We start from the raw sequence: 22112 nt of genomic DNA, 5'->3' as shown, positions 1-22112 counted from the left end.
TGAGTTTCATCAACTCAGGTTTTTTATTTAAAATCTGATGGTATTACACCTGTAAAAATAATCGCGCATCCGGCCCCAGAGGAATTTCAAATATAAGCCAGATTACCAGTGCTATGGACCAAAAAATAAGAAATGCAATCGTATAGGGAATCATCGTAGCAATGAGTGAACCCAAACCTGCGTCTTTGGTGTAGCGTTGCATAAACGCCATGATGAGCGCAAAATAAGACATCATCGGCGAAATGACATTGGAGCAACTGTCGCCAACACGATAAGCCGCTTGGGTCAACTCCGGCGCATAACCAAGTATCATAAACATCGGAACAAATATCGGCGCCATGATAGCCCATTTGGCTGATGCACTGCCCATAAATAAATTAACAAATGAAGTCATAAAAACCATCGAAACGATCAAAGGAACACTTCCCAATCCGGAGGTTTTCAGAATACCTGCTAATTTGACAGCGATGATGAGACCAAGATTTGTCCAGTTGAAGTATGCGACAAATTGCGCTGCAAAAAAAACAAGCACCATATAGCCGCCTAGCGTTTCCATGGATTTTCCCATGCTCTTCATAATATCGCTGTCGTTTTTAAACTTTCCGGTACCCCAACCATAAGCAATTCCCAGTGCTGCACCGAGTATAAAAATAAACGAAACGATATGTGCCATGAACGGCGATTTCAAAACAGAACCGGATTTCAGATCACGCAGATAACCGTTTTCAGGAATTAAGCCTATGAGGATAATCGCTGTTAGTACTAAACCGGTGATCATCGCATAACGAAAACCGCGTTTTTCTTCTACTGTGAGTGGTTTGATTTCTTCAGGTTTTTCTTCACCTTGATAAACACCTAAACGCGGTTCCACCATTTTTTCGGTAACCCATGTTCCTACAGCGCTCAAAATAAAGGTCGAAGCAACTAAAAAATAATAATTACATGCAGGATTTACATGATAAGCCGGATCCACGATACGCGCTGCTTCCTGAGTAAGTCCCGCGAGAAGAGGATCTACGGTGCCTAATAGTAAATTCGCACTGTAACCGCCCGACACGCCGGCAAACGCTGCCGCTAAACCCGCAATGGGGTGGCGACCTACAGCCAAAAATATTACTGCGGCCAAAGGTATCAAAAGAACATAACCGACTTCACCTGCCACATTGGACATTACACCCGCAAAAACGATAACGAAAGTCAATAATCGTTTTGGTGCTGAAATCACTAAGAGGCGTAATACAGAGCCGATCAATCCACTGCCTTCAGCAATACCAATACCCAACATGGCTACAAGAACGGTACCCAAAGGGACAAACCCTGTAAAATTGGTTACAAGATTGGATAAAATGCGATGCAATCCTTCGACAGTCAACAAACTGACCGGTCGAATAGTCTCACCGGTACCCGGATGCTGTACGGATATATCCATCGCACTGAAAATTCCCGATACGATCACGATGGTCAATGCAAAAAGACCAAACAATGTAGCCGGATGAGGCAATAGATTACCCACCCGCTCAATGAAGTTGAGAACTTTTTGTAATGTTTCCCGGCTAAATAATTTTTTTAACATACCGAAACTCCGAAATGATACGACCAAATATCCAATATGATAATTAATTTTCGAGAACCCGAAAGGAATAGAACCGATAACCAAACAAGATGCTTACGGATGCATCAACATATAGCTTATCAAAAATAATCCGACACCCAAAAAAACTACCAACGGCATACGACGAGAACCTGAATCATTGATACGCGGAATAAGATCTGTGGTGGCTACGTGGATAAAAGTTCCCGCAGACATGGCCAAAGCAATATCTTTAACAGGCAAAGACTCCATTTCAAATAAATAAATCATTACCGTTCCCAAAAGCGATGCGAGCGCCAGCAAAATCGTACCCACAACGCCGTATGTACGGCGGTGATGAGATGCGAACATGATCGAAGCAATCGTAAAACCTTCGGGAAGTTTATGAAGCACCGTGCCTGCAAATATCATCCATCCCACTTTTTCACTTGTCAACATACCTGAACCGATCGCCACGCCGCTAAAAAAATTATGAACCATAAGTCCGATCAGCGCCGATGTACTAACCACGTTGGAAATAAGGTGATTGTGTGTTTCTTCGCCAAAATGAAAGTGTGGTGTTAAGACGTGTTCAAATAAGTGAACGATCAGATAGCCTAAGACTACGTAATACATCGCATGGGGTGTCGCATGAAAAGCTTCCGGTATCATGTCGAGAAGCGCTACACCGAGAATATACCCCGCACCCAAAGCGATAAAAAAATCAAGATAGCGGGATTCCCAATTTTTTTTGGATGAAAAAACCCATCCCCCGGCAATAATCAATACACCGGCAAACAAGCTTAACATAATGGAAAGAAGAAAATTCATAATCTTGTACTGCGCTTAATCGCCAAACAATTTAACATTAACCTTAACACCTTTTTCGCGCAGTGAACCGACCAAAGAATCCAGTTGTTGCGTGGTGCGATTGATTCGCCAATATAACTGATCATCATAGATCATCCGGCCCAGATTGCCTTCGCCGCTTTGCACTTTACTTACAATACTGTCCAATGATTGAGTTACATCCATAACGGATTGTGTGATCAAGCGTACATTGCCAAACGTCGAATCAATCTGTGCATCCGTACGACTCAACATGGTTTTGAAAATTTTGGTAGAGGATGAGAGCCGCGAAAGCGTCGAATCAATTCGCACGTCGCTGCGCTCTACGATTTGACGGACACGTGATGTGGTCGAATCAAGATTATAAACCGCGTTTTTCAGCGAATTGATCATTTTTTTATCGCCGACAAAGTTATTTACACCGATCAATACGCTGTCCACGCGCTGAAGGGTACCTTTGACATCGGTAGCGATTTCTTTGAGCTGGCTTGTTAGCTCCGTGATATCGGGTTCACGCGTACCGCGAAATCGTTTGGATTTGAAAATATTATCCGCTACGCCGGTGACTAACTCGATCTTTTTTCCGCCAAAAAAATCTGTGCTGGTAATAACGGCACGTACATCTTCTTTGAGAATGACGCTGTTGGATAAACTGACCGACACAATTACGGAATCGGCTTCCAGATTAATATCCGTTACTTTTCCCACTTTCATACCGCTGACTGTAACGGGATCACCGATCTGCAATCCGGCTGTATTATTGAAAGTTATTTCGACTTCAAACGTGTTAGGCTTAAAAGTAATCCCTTTGAGCCACACTATGCTCATAACCAAAAGAACGGTCGCTAATAGTATCGTAATACCGACCTTGATCTCCATGACTTTATTTTCGTTCAAACTTTCCCTCTTTTTTTATTCTTTATCGCCATCTAAAAATTTATTGGTAACGTAGGACTTAGCGTTTTTATTTTTATTTCTTATTTCTTCAGACAACCGATCTGTAAAAATTTTAGCCGCATCGTAACCGTAAACTTTGAGAAGCAGGTTGAGTGCAATGGCCTCCGCAATAACCGTAATATTTTTTCCCGGATAAATCGGCAGTTTGACGATCGGTATTTTTACGCCGAGATATTCGACGGTATGATCATCCAAGCCAAGCCGTTCGTATTCTTCTTTGCCGTCCCAAAGTTGTAAATCAACCACGACCTCGACACGTTTTTGTACACGCACGGCACGGATACCGAACATTTCACGCACATCGAGAATGCCGACACCGCGCACTTCAAGAAAATGCTTGAGTGTATCATGTCCGCGAGCCATCAAAATACCGCCCGAAGTACGACTGATGCGAATCGTATCATCCGCAACAAGACGGTGGCCGCGTTCGACGAGATCAAGCGCTATTTCGCTTTTGCCGATACCGCTTTTGCCCATGAGAATCATACCGATGCCGTAAACATCCACCATAGATCCATGCATGGTCATTTCCGGAGCAAACATCTCGTCGAGATAGTTGCTGATCAGATGGATCGTATCTGTCGTCGAAAGCTCTGTCACCATAAGCGGCACTTTTTTCTTCTCACACAGAGCGATCATTTCCGGCATGATTTTGTTGCCGTTGGTAACGATGATACAAGGCATTTCAAATTCAAAAATCGTTTCAAGCGCCACATGCCGTTCACTATCATCCTGACTCAGAAGGTAATAATTTTCCGTGTTGCCCAAGATTTGAATTTTGTCGTGCGTAAAAAGTTTAACAAACCCCGCTAACGCCAAACCCGGACGGTGCAAATCGCGCTGGGCAAAATATCGAATATCCATACCTTCGGAAACGATAAGCTCCAGATGAATTTTTTCTTTCAAATCTTCGTACAAACGCCGAACCGCCATTTTTTCAACGACGCGCGTATTGTCTTTTTCGATTCGGTAAAGAAGATCTTCCAAGGACGTAATCCGACTTATGCTTTATTAAAATAAACTTTTTTCTAAGTATGGGCGAATCTAAACATTATATACCAACCAATCAATTTTTAATTCCTAAATCGCCGCAATTCCTGCTTCAAAAACTTGCCGGTATAAGAATCTTTGATTTTGGCAATTTCCTCCGGTGTTCCTTCGCCGACGATATTACCTCCGCCGTCGCCGCCTTCCGGTCCTATATCGATCACCCAATCCGCACATTTGATCACATCGAGGTTATGCTCGATGATCACCACGGTATTGCCTTTATCGACAAGCTGGCCGAGCACATTCATCAACATTTTGATATCTTCAAAATGAAGCCCCGTAGTCGGTTCATCAAGAATATAAAGTGTTTTTCCGGTGCTGGATTTGGAGAGCTCTTCTGCCAACTTAACCCGCTGCGCTTCTCCGCCGGAAAGTGTCGTGGCTTGCTGACCGAGATGAATATAATCCAATCCGACGTCGTGCAGTGTTTGTATCTTACGCTTGATGGGTGGTACAGCATCAAAAAAATCCAGCGCTTCAGCAACTGTCATTTCCAAAACTTCGGATATGCTTTTCCCTTTATAGCGGATTTCCAAAGTTTCGCGATTGTACCGTTTGCCTTCACATGTTTCGCAGGGTACATATACATCGGGCAAAAAATTCATTTCGATTTTTTTCAATCCGGCACCCTGACACTCTTCGCACCGTCCGCCTGTCACATTAAAACTAAAACGTCCTACTTTGTAACCACGCACTTTAGCTTCTGGCAAACCGGCATACAAATCACGGATTAAACTAAAAAGATTGGTATATGTTGCCGGATTGCTGCGCGGTGTTCGCCCGATCGGCGACTGATCAATATCTATGACTTTGTCAATATGATCTAAACCTTTGATAGATTTGTATGGCAGCGGTGCATCTTTAGCTTTATAAAAATGACGTGCCAGCACACGATAAAAAGTTTCGTTGATAAGCGAACTTTTGCCCGATCCGCTAACACCGGTCACACACACAAGTTTTCCGAGTGGAATATGCAGATCTACGTTTTTCAGATTATTTCCGCTCGCGTTTTTCAACGTGAGAACTTTGCCATTGCCCTCGCGTCGCACCGACGGCACTTCTATACGCGCTTCATTGCGAATATATTTTGCCGTAACGGAATCAAAACGTGCGAAATCACCCGGCGCACCGGCCGCAACGATTTTTCCGCCAAGCCGACCTGCCCCCGGCCCGAGATCAACCAAAAAATCGGCGTGCTCCATCGTATCACGATCATGCTCGACGACGATAACCGTATTACCAAGATCGCGTAAATCCGTCAAAGCTTGTATCAGTTTTTCATTATCGCGTTGATGTAAACCGATACTGGGTTCGTCGAGAATATATAAAACACCAACAAGTTGTGAACCGACTTGTGTAGCCAAACGAATACGCTGCGATTCACCGCCGGAAAGCGTACGCGCACTGCGATCAAGCGTCAGATAATCCAAACCGACTTTGAGCAAAAAACCAAGCCGTTCATTGATCTCTTTGAGTATCGGTTCCCCGATCTTTTGTATGCGCGGATCAATACGGTATTTACCAAAAAAATCAGCGCATCGCTGAACCGACATATGAACGGAGTCATGAATATTTTTATCGCCGATGCGATACGAAAGAGCTTCTTTTTTGAGACGGCCACCGAGGCATGAAGGACATACTTTTTCACTCATAAAACCTTCAGCCCATTCGCGAATTTGCTCCGACGAGGTATCGCTAAAAAAGTGACGAATAATACCTTTTATGCCTTTGTACGTTCCGTTGTAGTTTTTCTTTTTATTGCCTGAATAATAATAAAACGCATGTTTCGTTTTTCCGGTACCTTCCATCAACATTTCGTACGCTTTTTTTGGCAGCTTATGAATCGGCGTATCAAAATCAGCACCGTTCATCTCTAATATTTTTTTCATCTGAAGGTAAAACCATGTATCGGCTTTCGGATTATCATACGGAGCGATGGCACCTTCATTGACCGTTTTTGCTCTATCGGGTATAATGAGGCTTTCATCGATTTCACGAATTACACCGAGACCTTCACACGCCGGACAAGCGCCAAACGGGCTATTGAAAGAAAAAGCCTTGGGAAAAGGCTCATCATAACTGATCGCACAGTGCAGACACGCCAGATGTTGACTGTAAGTTACATCGCTATTTTTTTTGCCTTCACCGGAAACAACTATCAATACACCTTCACCGATTTCGAGCGCCTGTTCCACAGAATCTATAAGACGTTGATCCGCTTTTTCCGGTAACTCAAGCCGATCTATCACGACTTCGATGTTGTGTATCTGATAACGTGAAACTTTATCTACTTCTTCCAATTCGCGGATTTCTCCGTCTATTCGAACGCGTACGAATCCGCTTTTGCGTAATTTCTCAAACAGTTCCTGATAGTGACCTTTACGGCCTCGCACGACCGGTGCTAAAATCTGAATCCGTGCACCTTTTTTCATTTTGAGAATTGCTTCGATGATTTGATCGCGCGTTTGTTTCTTTACTTCACGTCCGCAATTATAACAATACGGCACGCCAACTTTGGCATACAACAATCGCAAATAATCATAGATTTCCGTAACCGTACCCACGGTAGAACGTGGATTGCGGCTAGCCGTTTTTTGTTCGATGCTGATCGCCGGGCTCAGGCCATCTACGAGATCCACATCCGGTTTTTCCATCATATTGAGAAATTGACGGGCATACGCGGAAAGAGATTCGACATATCGACGCTGGCCTTCGGCAAAAATCGTATCAAACGCTAACGAGGATTTACCGGAACCCGATAAACCGGTAATAACCGTAAGTTTGTTACGCGGAATCTCCAAATCGACATTTTTAAGATTGTGGACTCGCGCACCGCGAACGATGATCGTTTCTTTAAATAGATCCGATTCAGATCGGGTAGGTTTTTTTTCGTAATCCAAAGTGAGCTGAGTATCGTCGTTTAGTTTCATTTTTCACTATAGCTGAGTTAGTCAGGGCGGCAATATAAGGCAGTTTTTTACTACTTCGCCACAAAATTCTCATTGAATGGGCTTATAAATTTGGTTAAGTTTCTTCGTTTTTAATAAGAATAATATTTGTTCAATTTAAAATATCGGGAGAGATTTATGCTTAAAACCATTCAGGAACTCTTAGGCGCAGAGGCGGATGCACTTTTGAAATATGAATGTAAAGGCATCAAAAAAGATCAGATTCACATTCCCGGTCCGGATTTTGTAGATCGTATTTTTATCCATAGCGACCGCCATCCTCAGGTATTGCGCAGTTTACAGTCGTTATTTGGCACAGGACGTTTAGCCGGAACGGGTTATTTATCCATCCTTCCTGTTGACCAAGGCATTGAGCACTCAGCCGGCGCTTCTTTTGCTCCCAACCCGATTTATTTTGATCCTGAAAATATCGTCAAACTCGCCGTAGAAGGTGGTTGCAACGCCGTCGCTTCAACCTATGGTGTACTGGGCGCTTGCGCACGCAAGTATGCGCATAAAATCCCTTTTATCGTAAAAATCAATCATAACGAATTTTTATCTTATCCCAACAAATACGATCAGATCATGTTCGGTTCCGTCAAGCAGGCCTGGGACATGGGCGCGATCGCTGTCGGTGCCACGATTTATTTTGGTTCTGCCGAATCCACACGCCAAATACAGGAAGTCAGCGAAGCTTTTGCGTACGCACATGAACTTGGAATGGCTACTATTTTGTGGTGCTATACGCGTAACAACGCATTCAAAACTTCTGAAAAAGATTTTCATACCTCCGCTGATCTTACAGGACAAGCCAATCATCTTGGTGTTACAATCCAAGCCGATATTATCAAACAAAAACTTCCGACCAATAACGGCGGTTATGAAGCTTTAAAATTCGGCAAAACGCACAAAAAAGTTTATGATGAACTTACAACGGAAAACGCTATTGATTTAACGCGTTATCAAGTGGCCAATTGTTATATGGGCCGTGCAGGACTTATCAATTCGGGTGGCGAATCCAAAGGTGCCAGTGATTTAGCAGAAGCTGTAAAAACAGCAGTTATCAATAAACGGGCCGGCGGTATGGGGCTTATTTCCGGTCGCAAAGCATTCCAAAAACCAATGGGAGATGGTGTACGTTTACTTAATGCTATCCAAGATGTATATACGACCAAAGAAATAACAATTGCTTGATGATGAAAAAAATTATTCTATTCTCTTTTTTGTTTTTTTTGGGGTATCCATCCGGCCTCCGCGCACAGTTTGATCGCGGCGGAGCGATGTCATACGAAAACCGCGCCAAACATTCGGCGTATTTTGAAATGCCCTTCCGTTTACCTGGTTTTGGCGGTAAAAACTACGGCGATCTTGCTTTGGGCGGAACCTACCGTCATAATATCAACGGTAATCAATTTTTAGGCGTTTTCGGTTCGTTTTATGGTCGCCCTTATGGAAAAGCTGTCTTAGTAAAGGCCGGGCCTCGTTTTTATTTTCAAGCCAAAGAATATCGCTACGTTATTGCCGGCGGTTTGGATAAAAAATTCTGGATTAATAATAAGCTTGACCTTTTTATTGGTGCCGGTATCGGCGTGACTTTTATTGATTATCGGGGTACAAGCTCTGGTATTATTGACGGACATAAATTAGAAAAAAAAGAAGGTTGGACACCCGTGGTTCAAGCCGGTTTTTCTCATAAATTTTCCAGATTTGTTTTTATCCGATCGGGTTTACAATACATGAATATGCGCACAATACCCGGTCTTCGTTTCTATGCAGCTTTGGGAGGACAATTCTAATGCCGGTTAACCGAAAAATTTTTTCACTGCGTTTTATTTTGTTTTTTTCTGTTTTATTGAGTGGTATTTGGTTACTCAGTGGTTGTGATGAGTTAATGGATGATGAAAACGACGATAACGATTGTGATCCTAAGCCTTCGGATTGTCATGAAACTAAATATTCGTATGGCTATTTGAATATTAATCTGACAATTAACCAAAAAAACGATTCCGTGTTAATTCGTATTTTCCGCGGTGATTTCGATAACAAAGATATTTTATTTGAAAAATTTGTTTATGAAAATACATTTAGCTATCAATTACCAACTGAAGAATACTATTCTGTCGTAGCTCGATACATCCAAAATGATGGTGATACCGTACTTGCCGTGGACGCCGATGATATCGAAAATGACCGCGAATCGTATTGCGACGGAGATTGTTATGAATTGGATAACGGTTCCATTGATCTTAAGTTGCGTTTTCCCAAAGAAACGGCCGAATCTGTTTATTCAACACGATATATAGTTCGCTCTCGTCAAAAAATCCAATAACCTGAACGTTTTAACACACGTTCGCCTGAGTTCCCTTTGTTATGCCGTCTTCATTATTTGATCTTTCGGCAGGTTTTTCCGTCGTTGATGTCGAAACAACCGGTGATAAAAGCTCCATCGGCTATGTGATTGAGATCGGCATTGTCAATGTACGTGATTTCAAAATTACGGATACGTTCCATTCTTTAGTTAAACCGCCCATTCCGATTCCTCCGTTTATTACCAAACTCACCGGATTAACCGATCGTGACGTTTCAAGTGCACCGGTATTTGCGGACATCGCCCATAAAGTCGAGGCGATGATGGAAGGGCATTATTTTGTCGCACATCATGTGCATTTTGATTATGCCTTTATCAAGTCGGAATTAGAACGCCTCGGTAAATATTTTTACAAAGATCGGTTTTGTACGGTAAACCTCTCTCGAAAAATGCTTCCCCAAAATACCAAACATAATCTCGGCGCTTTGATAGAATATTTTCAAATACCGGTCAAAGCAAGGCACCGGGCTCTAGATGACGCGCAAGCAACAGCAGAAGCGTTGATACGGTTTCTTAAAATGCCTAACGCCGAAGAGATTTTTTCAAAATACGCCGAACAATTTGACCGCCGGGATAAGCAGCTGGAGCGTTTAGAACACGAGTTATTCAAACTCCCCAACGTGCGCGGCGTGTACATGTTCAAAGATACACATGATTTGCCGCTATATATCGGTAAAAGTAACCACATACGCTCACGTATTCTCGGCCATGTACGTGAATTTGACATTCCTCGAAAACGTCGGTTGATGAAATATACCGATCATTTTGACTTTACTCCATGTTCCTCCGAACTCGAAGCACTCATATTAGAATCCCGTCTTATCAAACAACATCAACCGCCTTATAATATCCAGCAACGTGCCCGAAAAGGGTACTTATTCATCAAAGTAACGCCGGATCCATATCCGAGAGTTTTTCAGGTAGCAGAAAAAAAAGCGGACGGCGGTCATTATATAGGACCGTTTCGCTCCGGTAAGTTTCTTGATCATATGTTGCGCAAACTGCAAAGGCACTATCGTTTATGCCCTGAATTAATGAAGGAACGGCGTTCACCGAAAGGATTTTGTTTTGCGCACCAGCTCCGGCAGTGCAGCGGCGCTTGCGGTGAAGCCATCTCCGCCGAAGAATACCGTGAACAAGTCGAAGATGCCATGGCCGTCCTCGCTGAATACATTCGTATCGAAAGTAAAGAAAACATCGATTCCTTTTTAAAGTCACGTGATGCCCGCTCCCCACAATTGGTTGAGTTCAGAAAAGCATTACGGCGTGTTCGAAGACATATGGATGATAATCCGGATGCTTTTGATGAAAAGTTTTTGTTAATCCAAAAGGAAGATCGTGTCGGTTATTTCATTCATAACGGCCTTTTGTCTAAGGTATTACACGGCGAGGAACTTGAAAACCCCAACCTACTTGAAACTCTGTCGACGATATCAACAAACGGTTTGATCGAAACTCCCGAAGTTTTAGATGAACGCATGACTATACAACGTTTTGTACGCACACACCGGCACAAACTCAGCATTATTCCTATCCGGCAATATGATTTCGCTCAATGACCGATTGTTACATGAAGACAAACCGCGCCGCTATGCGGTAGGTTTGGACTTAGGTGGCACCAACCTAAAATATGGCATCGTCTCCGATCGCGGCGAGGTCATCTATCAAAATGTAATACCTGTATTTGCCGATCACGGACGCGACCATATACTGCAAACCATGGTGGATGCGGCTTATGAATGTGTGATGTTCGGTAGGAAAGAATCATTTGAAGTCGAAGGAATTGGAGTGGGATGTCCTGGAACTATTGACAGCGACCGGGGGATTTCGCTTGGACCCACTCCGCATCTCCCCGATTGGGAAAATGCACCGATTGCTGAATATATTTCACAAAAAATGAACCTTCCTGTTTTTGCTGATAATGATGCCAATTTTATGGCATTCGGCGAAGCGATGCTTGGAGAGGGAAAACACTATAAATTGGTCGTAGGTATTACGTTAGGAACGGGTGTTGGCGGTGGAATTATCATAAACGGAAATATATTTCACGGCTCCTCATACAATGGTGCAGAATTGGGTCATACGATCGTCGAAGCACACGGCCGCCCATGTGGTTGCGGTAACCAAGGATGTTTGGAGCAATATGCAGGCGGTAAATATATCGTGAAAGAGGCTTTATCTGCTATTGCTCGTGGCGATAAGTCCGTGCTCTCCTCGGTAGAAAATATTACCCCGAAGACTATTTTTGATTTTGCTCAAAAGAACGACCCGCTTTGCCTAAACATTGTAGAACAAATGGTTTTTTATCTCGGAGCCGGGTTGTCGAGCATAGTTCATGTTCTCAACCCCGATATAATTATCATCGGCGGAGGTCTATCGGAAGCCGGCGATGTGTTTGTAAGCCGTATTCATAATGAAGTCATCAAAAGAGTTATGAAACCTATTAAGCCAAAGCTACAAATAGTACGGGCAAAGTTAGGAAATACAGCCGGTTTATTGGGCGCAGGATATTATGTGTTATATAAAAATCGCTCCAAGTAACAATCCTAAGTATCTATTTTTCTATATATACCCACTATCTTATGGCTTCAATACTTTAAAATATACCGTATCAGCAATAGCCGAACCAAACACTCCAATCCCATCTCCGTCAATATGAAACACCGGTTCATCGTAGTTACCATCAATATCTTGTACCTGATCGTAGGTGTTGATAAAATCTGAATAATTCTCATCCGCTGCATACACGACCATCTGATATCTCCCGTAAAACGATAGGAAAAACCAAAATACGCTCATTTCTGATTGACCGGGTTGGTTTTCAAAAAGTGAGCTCCATTGGGTAGAATATTTAAAATCATCCAGATCTTTCAAAACATCCGAAGGTTTTAGATCGGAATAAGGGTTTACCGGCGAATAAACGTATGTAGAAGTATCCGCATCTAAGGCATTCATAGACATAAGATAAGTTTCTGCATTGACGGATCGCTCAAAACGAACTGTAAATGTGCGGATACTGTCTTTTTCATCCCTCTCACGATAGTACAAACTGTCTAATAGAGAACTTTCTTCGATGATATAAAAACCTTGCTGCGGAACTTTCGTTACCGAGGTCGCGTTCAAATTTTTGCCGTCTATCTGAGCTGCTACGACAAGCTTATAGCTTGTATTATGTTGAATAGAAAAATTGTGTTCCGGATCGTAATAAGTCGCCGTAATCGGATCAAATACGAGTGTATCCGTAACCGTGGACGATAGGTTTGTGATTACGACTTTGGCATCTGCGATGATGAGTTGATCCAATGTCAATTGTTGTTCACGTATTGGCAGGTTGCGAGTTATACTTATACCGGAAACAGGTTGCCCCGGAAAAATCAACCCCCGGATAACGATCTTAGGTTTATAATTGATGTTATCTATTGAAACTTTACTCTCACCACAAGCCGTAATCAGAAATAAGGGTATATAAAATAAAAACTTAAGCTTATTCATATCTATACTTTCTTAAAATGTAAAATTGATACCGATGCTGGGAAGCATGGGAAACATGGAGGTTGTTTTTACTTTTGGTTTTATCGTGCCGCCCTCTTTTATTTCATAAGGATAGTCTATAAACCAAACATTTTTTCGGTTTCCGATGTTATAAATTTGCAAATACGGAGCGATAGACCACGATTTAAACTGTTTTTCATAGGTCAAACTCACGTCCAAACGTGCATAATAGGGCAAACGGTAATTATTTATATCATCCGGATATTCAATAATAACAGGATTACCGTTGTCCGGCGTCGGGGTTATGACATAAAGCGAGCCTGGGCGGGTTATAGGTTGCCCGGACGAATAAATAAAATTAAAACCGAGAGTCCACCGACTGTTTGCTTTGGTAGCCTCAAGACCCCGGATCACTCTAATACCGTTACGAATGTCTAAGTTTCCAACCGCATTGATCGTATGTGTACGGTCATGTCGTGGTGTAAAAGACTGACCGTGATTTTTTCCTTCCACATTATATTCCGTTCTGGCCAGCGAATACCCCACCCATCCAGTGAAAGCACCGACGTCTTTTCTAAGCATCAATTCAAGCCCGATCGAATTACCGTTTCCGTGATTAAAAATACCGTTGGTATTCGTAAAAATAGGGTTGCCTTGTTCATCATAATAAGACGGCTTCATATCCGTCACCAGAAAACGGTTAAGCGTATAAATACTATTATATTTTTTATAATAGGTCTCTATTTCAACCTGATAAACATCGTCAAATGTTTTTTCAAACCCGGTTATAAAGTGGTATGCCTCCGATGCTTTTTGATATTGATCGGTGGTCGTCCATATACTGGCAAAAAAAGTTCTCGGTATGCGATGCACGTACTGATGATAACGACCGGCCGACGCTTTGAGGTTCGTCGTTTCATTAATACGATATTTAGCCGCCAAACGCGGATCTATAAACTGATAATCTCTGGGTGAATCAAAATAATCATACCTTAGACCCGCTTCGATATCCCAATCTTCATTGGGTCGCCAGTTGGTCTGGCCATACATCGTATAGAGATAGCGATGCGCATCTACATCTACAGCACCGTTGGGAAAATCTTGCTGATATTTCCCGTGCATGGTTTTTTGCTCGAAACCCAGTTTATATATGAATTGTTTGGATTGATGGTATTCGATATTCCCCTTTATTGTGATATCACTTATAAAGTTGTCTTCATCTACAATCTCATCAAGATGAAATTGTGAACTAAACACACTCCCTGTGACCCAAAAATTGCCAAACCAATTGGGATTAAATACCCGTGTCCAACGGATGCTGCCGGTTTTATTGCCCCAGTCATAATCTATACCCGACTTATCTTCGGCGTTTTCATTAAAATTAAAATTGAGAACATCCCGTCCACCGTAGGTGCTTATCGTAAGCGTGTTTCGGCTATCCAGTTCAAAAAAGGCTTTGATATTACCATCATAAAAGTAGTAGTTGGGGATTTCATCAATAGCCTGACCAAGTGTTTTGTCAAAATATGTTCTCCGTATGGAAGCGGATACTGATCCAAAATTACCAATCGGCATTTGAAGCGTCGTTTTTGCAGAAAGCAGGCTAATACCGGCACTACCTTCAAATTCTTTTCGGTTTCCATCAAGGTTTGTAACATTAAGTATGGATGATAATCGCCCGCCATATTCTGCACCGAACCCGCCTTTTGAAATCTGCACTTGTTTGATCGCATCGGTATTAAAGGTTGAAAACAAACCAAAGGCATGTTCCGGGTTATATACATCCGTACCATCCAATAAATATAAATTTTGATCCGGCGTCCCCCCTCGAACATAAAGTTCGGATGAAAAGTCGGATACTGGAAGGATACCGGGCAAGGTCTGTAAAGACCTCAAAAGATCCGATTCGGCGACTTGCGGGATTTGATTGATTTGTGTACCGGTTAACTCGATTCGTGAAATAGGCTCCTCAAATAACTTCATAATGGTAGGTATAGAGTCGGCCGTAACCACTATTTCTTCGCCCTGAATATCTTCGCCATGAATCTGAGTATTTACACGAAGTTTGTCACCGGGTTTGACTGTGATCTTTTGCGTGTAGTCTTTGTAACCCAAAGATTGAACGACTAATAAATAGATGCCGGCAGGAACCTTGGGAATAACATAATATCCGTTGAGGTTGGTTACGGCGCCTAATTTGGTTCCATTGATAAAAACATTAGCACCGATCACAGCCTCCCCATTGGCTGCATCATATACAAAACCATTGATCGAACCATATTCCTGAGATGATACTGTTCCCGAATGAAAATATCCGATTATCCATAAGATAGTAATACAACGTAACATTGGACTCCTAAACAATTTAACTTTATACAAAATAAAAATGATTAAATGGGTTTTACATTCAAAATGAGATAAAGAACTTCGCAAAAACCTGCTACTTACACGTTATTATGTCTTTTAAGTTTCGTCAATTATCGAGTTATTACGATACGACAGAAATACAAACAAACAATAAAAGGTAAATCAAAAATTGATATGTTCTTATCAACACTTGCTAAAAAAAATCTTTTTTGATGCCGATTTTCAATATCAAGTTGAAGATCGGGTTAAAACTATCATTATTCATTGATTTAAATCAATAAACCCGATACTTATCTTGTAAAGACAAGAAGCCGCCTCAGAAATATCTCTAATTATATATCACAAAGAAAGCAATATAAATTGATACTTCTGATGCGGCTTTGGATACTATACTGATTATAAATATTTACCCGTTTCCGGCTGCTTTACGTTCCTCATACTCTTTCATAAGTTTAGCGGCCTGTTCATGAGGAACTTCGGCGTAATGGTCAAATTTTTTACGGAACATACCACGACCACTAGTCATAGAGCGCAATATTGTCGCATATTTAAGGATTTCTGCTAAAGGTAATTGCGCTTTGACGATCTGGAAGTGGCCGTCAGCTTCCATTCCCAAAATTTGCCCCCTACGTGAAGAAATGTCACCCATAATCGCACCAAGATATTCTTCAGGAATGGTTATCTCCACCTCATATATCGGCTCTAAAATAATCGGATGACCTTCTTTGAAACCCTTTCTAAATGCTTGAGCACCTGCAATTTTGAAGGAAAGTTCATCAGAATCTACATCGTGATATGAACCATCATACAAAGTAACCGCTACATCCACGACCGGGTAACCCGCCACGACACCTCCGGTCATTGCTTCGACCACACCTTTTTCTACCGCCGGGATAAAACGCCCCGGCACAACACCACCAACCACTTCATCAATAAACTCAAACCCGCTACCGCGTTGTTTGGGTGAAAGTTTGATATGTACATGCCCGTATTGGCCGCGACCACCGGATTGTTTTTTATGTTTAAATTCAGCGTCTTTGACTGCCCCCCGAATGGTTTCTTTATAAGGAATCTTCGGGTCAACCAAATCCACCTCGACACCAAAACGTTCTTTCAATCGTCGGGTAATGATCGTCAAATGCATTTCGCCTTGGCCACTGACCGTACTTTGTTGCGTTTCAACGTCGTAGGTATAAAGAAATGCCGGGTCTTCTTCGTGAAGTGTATGTAAACCCTGACTTATTTTGGTTTCATCGGCTTTACCTTTTGGCACAATACCAAAAGTAATTACCGGATCCGGAAATGCAATTTCTCCGTAAACGATAGGTTTGGACTTATCACACAACGTATTATTGGTATGGGTATCTTTCAGTTTTACAAGCGCAGCTATATCGCCCGCACCCACCTGTCCGGCGTCTTCACGCTCTTTTCCGTTTAGTAAAAAAACTTGCCCGATGCGTTCAGTTACATTTTTACTGGCATTGAGTACATCGTCACCCGACTTGACCGTACCGGAATATACACGGAAAAGAGAAAGTTCACCGACATGGTTTTCACTAATTGTTTTAAAAACTAACGCTGAAAAAGGAGCATCTGATTTATTAGGACGTTGCTCCTGAGCATTGGTATTGGTGCGACCGTTAGCGGAAGGCATGTCTGCCGGAGAAGGGCAATAATCCACTATAAAATCCAATAACGGTTTGATACCAACTGAATTAATGCCATCAGTACAAAATACAGGAACGATTTTTCTGCCCTGAATACCTTCGCGTAATCCTTTTTTGAACTCTTCGTCTGTCAGCGTCCCGGTTGCAAAAAAATCCTCCATAAATTCTTCTTCACTCTCGGCCGCATCTTCGATAAGAATTTCATGCAGTTTATTTAATCGTTCTTTGAATTCGCTCGGAACATCCAGAGCTTCATAATTACCGGTTTTATCCAATTCAAATTTCAGCAACTTCATGCTGATGATGTCAAAAATTTTATTAAAATCAGGACGTCCCTCGCCGATAGGAAAACCAACCTCTACAATATGCCGCCCGTCACCGAAACGTTCCATCAAAACATCAAAAGTCTGATCAAAATTGGAATTTTCTTTATCCAGTTCGTTTACACAAAAAATCACAGGCAGGTTATGTTCTTCAGCATAGTTCCATGCGACTTCTGCACCGACGTCCAGCATGGCCGTCGCACGTATAGGTATAATCACCATGTCGGCAACACGCATAGCCGATCGCACTTCACCTCGAAAATCAGCATAACCCGGCGTATCTAGAATATTAATCTTATGACCTTTCCATTCGCAATGCATTAAAGACGTATTGATAGAAAATTTACGTTCGATTTCATCCGGGTGAAAATCACTGGATGTCGAGCCCTCATCCACACTACCAAATCGTTTTTTGGTGCCCGATACAAACAACATTGCTTCAGCCAACGTCGTTTTACCTGTGCCGCTGTGAGATGCCAAACAAATATTACGAATCTTATCAGGCGTGAAGGTCTTCATACCGCATATCTCCTAAAAGTGGTGTACAATTTCGGCTCTAATGCGAAAGGACAATATCAAAAGCCTGTAAAAGGAAAGCACTAAAATCTATAAAAAGTATGACTAAAGTCAAAGATCGAAGATATTGACAAACATTTAACCGATCTTGATGTATCAATTTCAAGAATCGATCAAATCCTATTGAAAGAGACTCACTAGAATTGATTCAAAAGTAGGTGGGATATTTTAAAATTAAACCAACCAAAAAATAGATTTGAAATATTTTTTTGAATTCAGCGTCAATTTACTTTAGCCAGTTTGTTGATATCCCACTTCCATGCCATTCGAACAATAAATATTGTAATGACGATTTCCAGCACAGCATAAAACACATAAAACGCATACCAAGGTTTTAGTATAGCCGGTATAATAAGAAGCATGATCAGAGTAAAAAAAGAACCGAAAACAATATTCAAAACCTTCAAAAGCCGATCCGACAAAACAAGATTTAGAAATACCATACAAGCCGGAACGGCCATCATCACAGCTGCTGTTAATAGCTTTGCTGGACTATCAAGCATATTTTGACCGCTCATGAGACCTTTGACTTTTTCTGGCGCGTACAACTGAAAATAATCACAATACAAGTAACAAAGGGTTACGGATGTCCACAATGCTGTAAGTTTAAATCTGATATTGATATCGTTTTCTTTTGTATTGATCATTGTTTCAACTTCATCGCTTTAGATTTGAATTGTTGTTTTTATTTATAGATATCTTTTCAAATAAACGCGTTATCATGATTTAATAAAGGTTTAAGAACGTCTGAATATTCATTCTGATGCTGTTTGCGTTTTGATCCCGCCAATCAACAACCAAAGGCATATTCCTATCTCTCCGATAGTCGCCGGAAGTGAAACATATCCGCCAATTCCCAAACTGGGATAATTTGGATACAGAAAGCGGCCAGTAAAATTGATAAGGTATCCAAAACAACCCGCCATTAGAAAAACACCAAGGATTTTCGGAAGAAAACCGGACTTAAAAACCAAATACCCAAATGGAAAAAGCCATAATCCCCAAAAGATAGAAACGATTTGTATTCCGTTACCATAGTAGCTAAGCAGTAACATAATCTGGTCTTGCGTTTTTTCCAGATCAGAGCCGGATAAATTTGCTGAATTTGCAATCAGGGTTAAGACGTTGACCTTATACAAAAGATTTACGAGAGAAAAGGGGGCGCTTACCGTAGATAACACCACCATACCAACGGCAAATGTTTGATTTACTTGGCTCAGTAGTTTATAGAGTACAAACGGTAACAATACAAAAGCTGTGTAGCATATTATTCCGGCCACAATACCTAACCGAAATAGCGTTTCTGCGCTTTTTATATTGTTATAAGTAACCGAGGCATTATTCCAATCAATGAGTACAGAGGGCACATATGCTAAGGAAAACATTCCCGTCAACACTACCGCTAAATATAAAAATCCGGCCAAGCGTGCTGTACTCATACATTCTCTCCATTTTCATCAAATTAAAATCTTACACGGATTTTTTGGAGATTTGTTTCTTTCCAAAACCTTCAAAATAATGATTGGTTCTTTAATGAGGAATGTAGTTCGCTGTGTAACGCGCGAAAGTTTGTGTGATACGATGGGAGGTTGTTCCTGTTAATCATGTTAACAGCAAGACAACAGGCAAGTGGCAAAATGCTAGGCTAAACAATAAACTTTAATAGTTTAAAAAATTTCCTAGAGCCTAATTACATCCGACCAAGGAGTTAATCGTGTTTTGATCAAATGTTCTGCAATGGCGATATCAATATGATGAGGATCATGGATGCCGGTAGTTATTTCACCCAAAATAATATCTTGAATTTTTCCTCGTTCCATAGCAACAGAATACGGAATACGGTGAAACGTAACCATTGCATATTTAGGAACAAAATAGTCCGGAAATTTTTCCTCTAATATATGTTCAACTTTTTTCTTCAATAAAAACCGAGGGTCAGCGACCAAGTCACGCATCTCATAAAAATTCTCGACTGCAAGATTGGCGATCGCATCGGAATTTGGTTTGCGCGATTTTTCAAATTCTTTGAAAATCTTTTTCCAATCTCCTGGGTAAGTGCCTATAAAACGATTTAGTTCAGAACAGTCCTCGAAAGAACAATTCATCCCTTGACCAAAAAAAGGAACAATCGCATGCGACGCGTCACCCAGAAGTACGACTTTATCTTCATAGCTCCACGGGAAACTTTTGACCGTCATCAGAGAACTGGTCGGGTTTTCAAAAAAGTGATCCGTTAAATCCGGCATTTGCTCTAATGCATCGGGAAAATATTTCTTAAAAAACAAAGTCACTTTTTCGGGTGTATCCAAAGTTGAAAAACTTTCCGGCCCTTCCAGCGATAAAAACAAAGTACATGTAAAACTCGCATCCGTATTGGGTAAAGCTATAAGCATAAACGTTTTGCGTGGCCAAATATGCAAGGCGTTTTTCTCAAGTCGAAACGAACCGTCTTTAGATGGAGGTATAGTTAGCTCTTTGTAGGCATGCTCAAGATAGGATTGAGAATAATTAAATCTATTTAAACGCATCATATCAGACCGAAGCGCAGAGGCAGATCCATCGGTGCCGATAACACGTTCTGACAGAATACTGTGTTTTTCACCGTTGGATTCATTAGTAAAAAAAACTTCGCCTGTTTCAAAATTCATCCCCGTGCAACGCTGATTAAAATGGATTTTCACGCCGGGAAACGATTCCGCCAAAGACATCAATCGCATATTGAGTTCGCCTCGTGATACGGAATTGATCACTTCCGTATCATCTTTACCATAGGGCACAAAGGTTTGTGCACCATCGGTACCATGCATCATTCGTCCTTTCATCGGAATTAATATTTTATTGATTTCATCAAATAATCCGACTTCTTTAAGCGCGTGAATACCTCGTGTAGATAAAGCGAGATTGATGGAACGCCCGGCGCTTATTTTGACTTGACGCATATCAGGTCGCCGTTCGTATAGATCTACAGTATAACCCCGCTTCGCTAGGTAAACCGATAATAGTGAGCCCGCTAATCCGGCGCCGACGATGGTAATGTTGTTGCCCATAGTATTATTTTAATTTTGAGATGATAGTTTCCAATTGTCGGTTAAAATCTTCTGCATTCTCAATCATCGGGTAATGACTGGTCGCATGAACAGTAAACACCTCACATGAATGTGTGATTATTTGTGAAAGTACCCTCGTCTCCGTCGGCTGATTATCGCTGTTTATCAAAAATAGTTTATAAGGCAGTTTTTTTAACATCTCAACTTCTTTTGAACCATATGAAAAAACAGCATTCAGTACTTTTTTTGAAACAATTGCGTTTCCGGTGATAACATCATTCAAAATCCGCTTGCGAATCGTCGAATCGGTTTGGACTGAATATAATGTTCCTTCTGCCGATGCTGTGATCGTCCCGACAAAATCTACGCCTAAATAGTGCATAAAAGTATCTAAGCCGGCTTTTTCTTCTGGTAAAGATATGTGGCCAACATCTTTAAAATTATCCACTCCGATAACACCAATGATGTTTGAAGGAAAACGAACGGCTGTTTCGACAACTATACTACCTGACATCGAATGCCCTACGAGGATAACATTTTGTAGTCCCAATGTTTTAATTGCGTGAGCAACATCTTCAGCGTAATTTTCAATAGTCCAAGCTTCGCGATTTTTTCCGGATTTGCCAAAACCCGGCAAATCTAAAGATACGGCCTTATATTTTTTACCAAAATGTGCTGCTTGCTGGTCCCAGTAGGTCTGATTTATACCCCATCCATGAAGAAACAGGATCGTCGTATCCCCTTGACCTACTACTCTATAATCTATTGTTACACCGTCTTTCGTTGATAACGGTTGATGTGTTTGCGGTTGACGACAAGACAAAACCACAACAATGACCCACATCGCTGCATAGAGAAGTTTTTTCATAATAATTTGCCCTTTAATTATTAACTTTTA

Annotated in this window: 17 protein-coding genes; 5 read left to right on the top strand and 12 right to left on the bottom strand. The window is 41.5% G+C overall.

Annotated elements, in window-relative coordinates; genetic code table 11:
- Positions 1-43: 43 nt before the first annotated feature.
- From HUU58_04085 to uvrA, 5 genes are all read right to left on the bottom strand, one after another.
- Positions 44-1573 carry an AbgT family transporter gene (locus HUU58_04085; GenBank protein NUN44839.1) on the bottom strand — a complete coding sequence of 510 codons (1530 nt, stop codon included), beginning with the start codon at positions 1571-1573 and terminating at the stop codon, positions 44-46.
- Between the two features lie 93 nt (positions 1574-1666).
- The gene (locus tag HUU58_04080; GenBank protein ID NUN44838.1) at positions 1667-2401 is read right to left on the bottom strand and encodes a ZIP family metal transporter; all 735 of its coding nucleotides are present in this window, start codon (positions 2399-2401) and stop codon (positions 1667-1669) included.
- A 15-nt stretch (positions 2402-2416) separates the two neighbouring features.
- A complete protein-coding gene (locus HUU58_04075) occupies positions 2417-3316 on the bottom strand; it encodes an MCE family protein (GenBank protein NUN44837.1) in 900 nt (299 codons plus the stop codon).
- Positions 3317-3331: 15 nt separating this feature from the next.
- The gene (locus tag HUU58_04070; protein ID NUN44836.1) at positions 3332-4309 is read right to left on the bottom strand and encodes an HPr kinase/phosphorylase; all 978 of its coding nucleotides are present in this window, start codon (positions 4307-4309) and stop codon (positions 3332-3334) included.
- A gap of 140 nt (positions 4310-4449) precedes the next feature.
- Positions 4450-7356: an excinuclease ABC subunit UvrA gene (gene uvrA / locus HUU58_04065; GenBank protein ID NUN44835.1), complete on the bottom strand. Its 2907-nt coding sequence runs from the start codon at positions 7354-7356 to the stop codon at positions 4450-4452.
- Between the two features lie 156 nt (positions 7357-7512).
- Between uvrA and HUU58_04060 the strand changes: the two genes are divergently transcribed.
- Genes HUU58_04060 through HUU58_04040 form a run of 5 tightly spaced genes read left to right on the top strand, consistent with a single transcriptional unit; the run spans position 7513 to position 12283 of the window.
- On the top strand, positions 7513-8568 hold the full coding sequence (locus tag HUU58_04060; GenBank protein NUN44834.1) for a class I fructose-bisphosphate aldolase: 1056 nt from the start codon (positions 7513-7515) through the stop codon (positions 8566-8568).
- The gene (locus HUU58_04055) at positions 8568-9170 is read left to right on the top strand and encodes a hypothetical protein (protein ID NUN44833.1); all 603 of its coding nucleotides are present in this window, start codon (positions 8568-8570) and stop codon (positions 9168-9170) included. The genes HUU58_04060 and HUU58_04055 overlap by 1 nt, the downstream gene beginning before the upstream one ends.
- On the top strand, positions 9170-9703 hold the full coding sequence (locus tag HUU58_04050; GenBank protein NUN44832.1) for a hypothetical protein: 534 nt from the start codon (positions 9170-9172) through the stop codon (positions 9701-9703). The genes HUU58_04055 and HUU58_04050 overlap by 1 nt, the downstream gene beginning before the upstream one ends.
- Positions 9704-9744: 41 nt before the next feature.
- Positions 9745-11301: a GIY-YIG nuclease family protein gene (locus HUU58_04045; GenBank protein ID NUN44831.1), complete on the top strand. Its 1557-nt coding sequence runs from the start codon at positions 9745-9747 to the stop codon at positions 11299-11301.
- Entirely contained in the window at positions 11285-12283 is a 999-nt protein-coding gene (locus HUU58_04040) for an ROK family protein (protein ID NUN44830.1), read from the top strand. The genes HUU58_04045 and HUU58_04040 overlap by 17 nt, the downstream gene beginning before the upstream one ends.
- Before the next feature lie 39 nt (positions 12284-12322).
- Here HUU58_04040 and HUU58_04035 read toward each other — a convergent pair whose 3' ends face one another.
- From HUU58_04035 to HUU58_04005, 7 genes are all read right to left on the bottom strand, one after another.
- Positions 12323-13234, bottom strand: a complete 912-nt coding sequence (locus HUU58_04035; GenBank protein NUN44829.1) for a DUF4249 family protein — start codon at positions 13232-13234, stop codon at positions 12323-12325.
- A gap of 12 nt (positions 13235-13246) precedes the next feature.
- A complete protein-coding gene (locus HUU58_04030; protein NUN44828.1) occupies positions 13247-15583 on the bottom strand; it encodes a TonB-dependent receptor in 2337 nt (778 codons plus the stop codon).
- Positions 15584-16007: 424 nt separating this feature from the next.
- Positions 16008-18110: an elongation factor G gene (gene fusA, locus HUU58_04025; GenBank protein ID NUN44827.1), complete on the bottom strand. Its 2103-nt coding sequence runs from the start codon at positions 18108-18110 to the stop codon at positions 16008-16010.
- A gap of 278 nt (positions 18111-18388) precedes the next feature.
- A complete protein-coding gene (locus HUU58_04020) occupies positions 18389-18814 on the bottom strand; it encodes a hypothetical protein (protein NUN44826.1) in 426 nt (141 codons plus the stop codon).
- 108 nt (positions 18815-18922) lie between these two features.
- On the bottom strand, positions 18923-19606 hold the full coding sequence (locus HUU58_04015) for a DUF4386 domain-containing protein (protein NUN44825.1): 684 nt from the start codon (positions 19604-19606) through the stop codon (positions 18923-18925).
- 240 nt (positions 19607-19846) lie between these two features.
- On the bottom strand, positions 19847-21214 hold the full coding sequence (locus HUU58_04010) for an FAD-dependent monooxygenase (protein ID NUN44824.1): 1368 nt from the start codon (positions 21212-21214) through the stop codon (positions 19847-19849).
- 4 nt (positions 21215-21218) lie between these two features.
- Complete coding sequence (locus tag HUU58_04005; GenBank protein NUN44823.1) at positions 21219-22082, bottom strand: alpha/beta hydrolase; 864 nt, start codon at positions 22080-22082, stop codon at positions 21219-21221.
- Positions 22083-22112 lie beyond the last annotated feature (30 nt).

This window comes from bacterium, from assembly GCA_013360215.1.
Lineage (GTDB): Bacteria > CLD3 > CLD3 > SB21 > SB21 > JABWCP01.
This window is presented reverse-complemented; position numbering and strand designations above follow the sequence as displayed.

Excerpts from the sequence above, each read along its gene's own strand:
- HUU58_04070 (NUN44836.1), bottom strand. The coding sequence starts at position 4,309 with ATGGCGGTTCGGCGTTTGTACGAAGATTTGAAAGAAAAAATTCATCTG.
- HUU58_04020 (NUN44826.1), bottom strand. The coding sequence starts at position 18,814 with ATGATCAATACAAAAGAAAACGATATCAATATCAGATTTAAACTTACA.
- HUU58_04080 (NUN44838.1), bottom strand. The coding sequence starts at position 2,401 with ATGAATTTTCTTCTTTCCATTATGTTAAGCTTGTTTGCCGGTGTATTG.
- HUU58_04050 (NUN44832.1), top strand. The coding sequence starts at position 9,170 with ATGCCGGTTAACCGAAAAATTTTTTCACTGCGTTTTATTTTGTTTTTT.
- HUU58_04030 (NUN44828.1), bottom strand. The coding sequence starts at position 15,583 with ATGTTACGTTGTATTACTATCTTATGGATAATCGGATATTTTCATTCG.
- HUU58_04045 (NUN44831.1), top strand. The coding sequence starts at position 9,745 with ATGCCGTCTTCATTATTTGATCTTTCGGCAGGTTTTTCCGTCGTTGAT.
- HUU58_04015 (NUN44825.1), bottom strand. The coding sequence starts at position 19,606 with ATGAGTACAGCACGCTTGGCCGGATTTTTATATTTAGCGGTAGTGTTG.
- HUU58_04055 (NUN44833.1), top strand. The coding sequence starts at position 8,568 with ATGATGAAAAAAATTATTCTATTCTCTTTTTTGTTTTTTTTGGGGTAT.
- HUU58_04060 (NUN44834.1), top strand. The coding sequence starts at position 7,513 with ATGCTTAAAACCATTCAGGAACTCTTAGGCGCAGAGGCGGATGCACTT.
- HUU58_04005 (NUN44823.1), bottom strand. The coding sequence starts at position 22,082 with ATGAAAAAACTTCTCTATGCAGCGATGTGGGTCATTGTTGTGGTTTTG.
- uvrA (NUN44835.1), bottom strand. The coding sequence starts at position 7,356 with ATGAAACTAAACGACGATACTCAGCTCACTTTGGATTACGAAAAAAAA.
- HUU58_04035 (NUN44829.1), bottom strand. The coding sequence starts at position 13,234 with ATGAATAAGCTTAAGTTTTTATTTTATATACCCTTATTTCTGATTACG.
- HUU58_04040 (NUN44830.1), top strand. The coding sequence starts at position 11,285 with ATGATTTCGCTCAATGACCGATTGTTACATGAAGACAAACCGCGCCGC.
- HUU58_04010 (NUN44824.1), bottom strand. The coding sequence starts at position 21,214 with ATGGGCAACAACATTACCATCGTCGGCGCCGGATTAGCGGGCTCACTA.
- fusA (NUN44827.1), bottom strand. The coding sequence starts at position 18,110 with ATGAAGACCTTCACGCCTGATAAGATTCGTAATATTTGTTTGGCATCT.
- HUU58_04085 (NUN44839.1), bottom strand. The coding sequence starts at position 1,573 with ATGTTAAAAAAATTATTTAGCCGGGAAACATTACAAAAAGTTCTCAAC.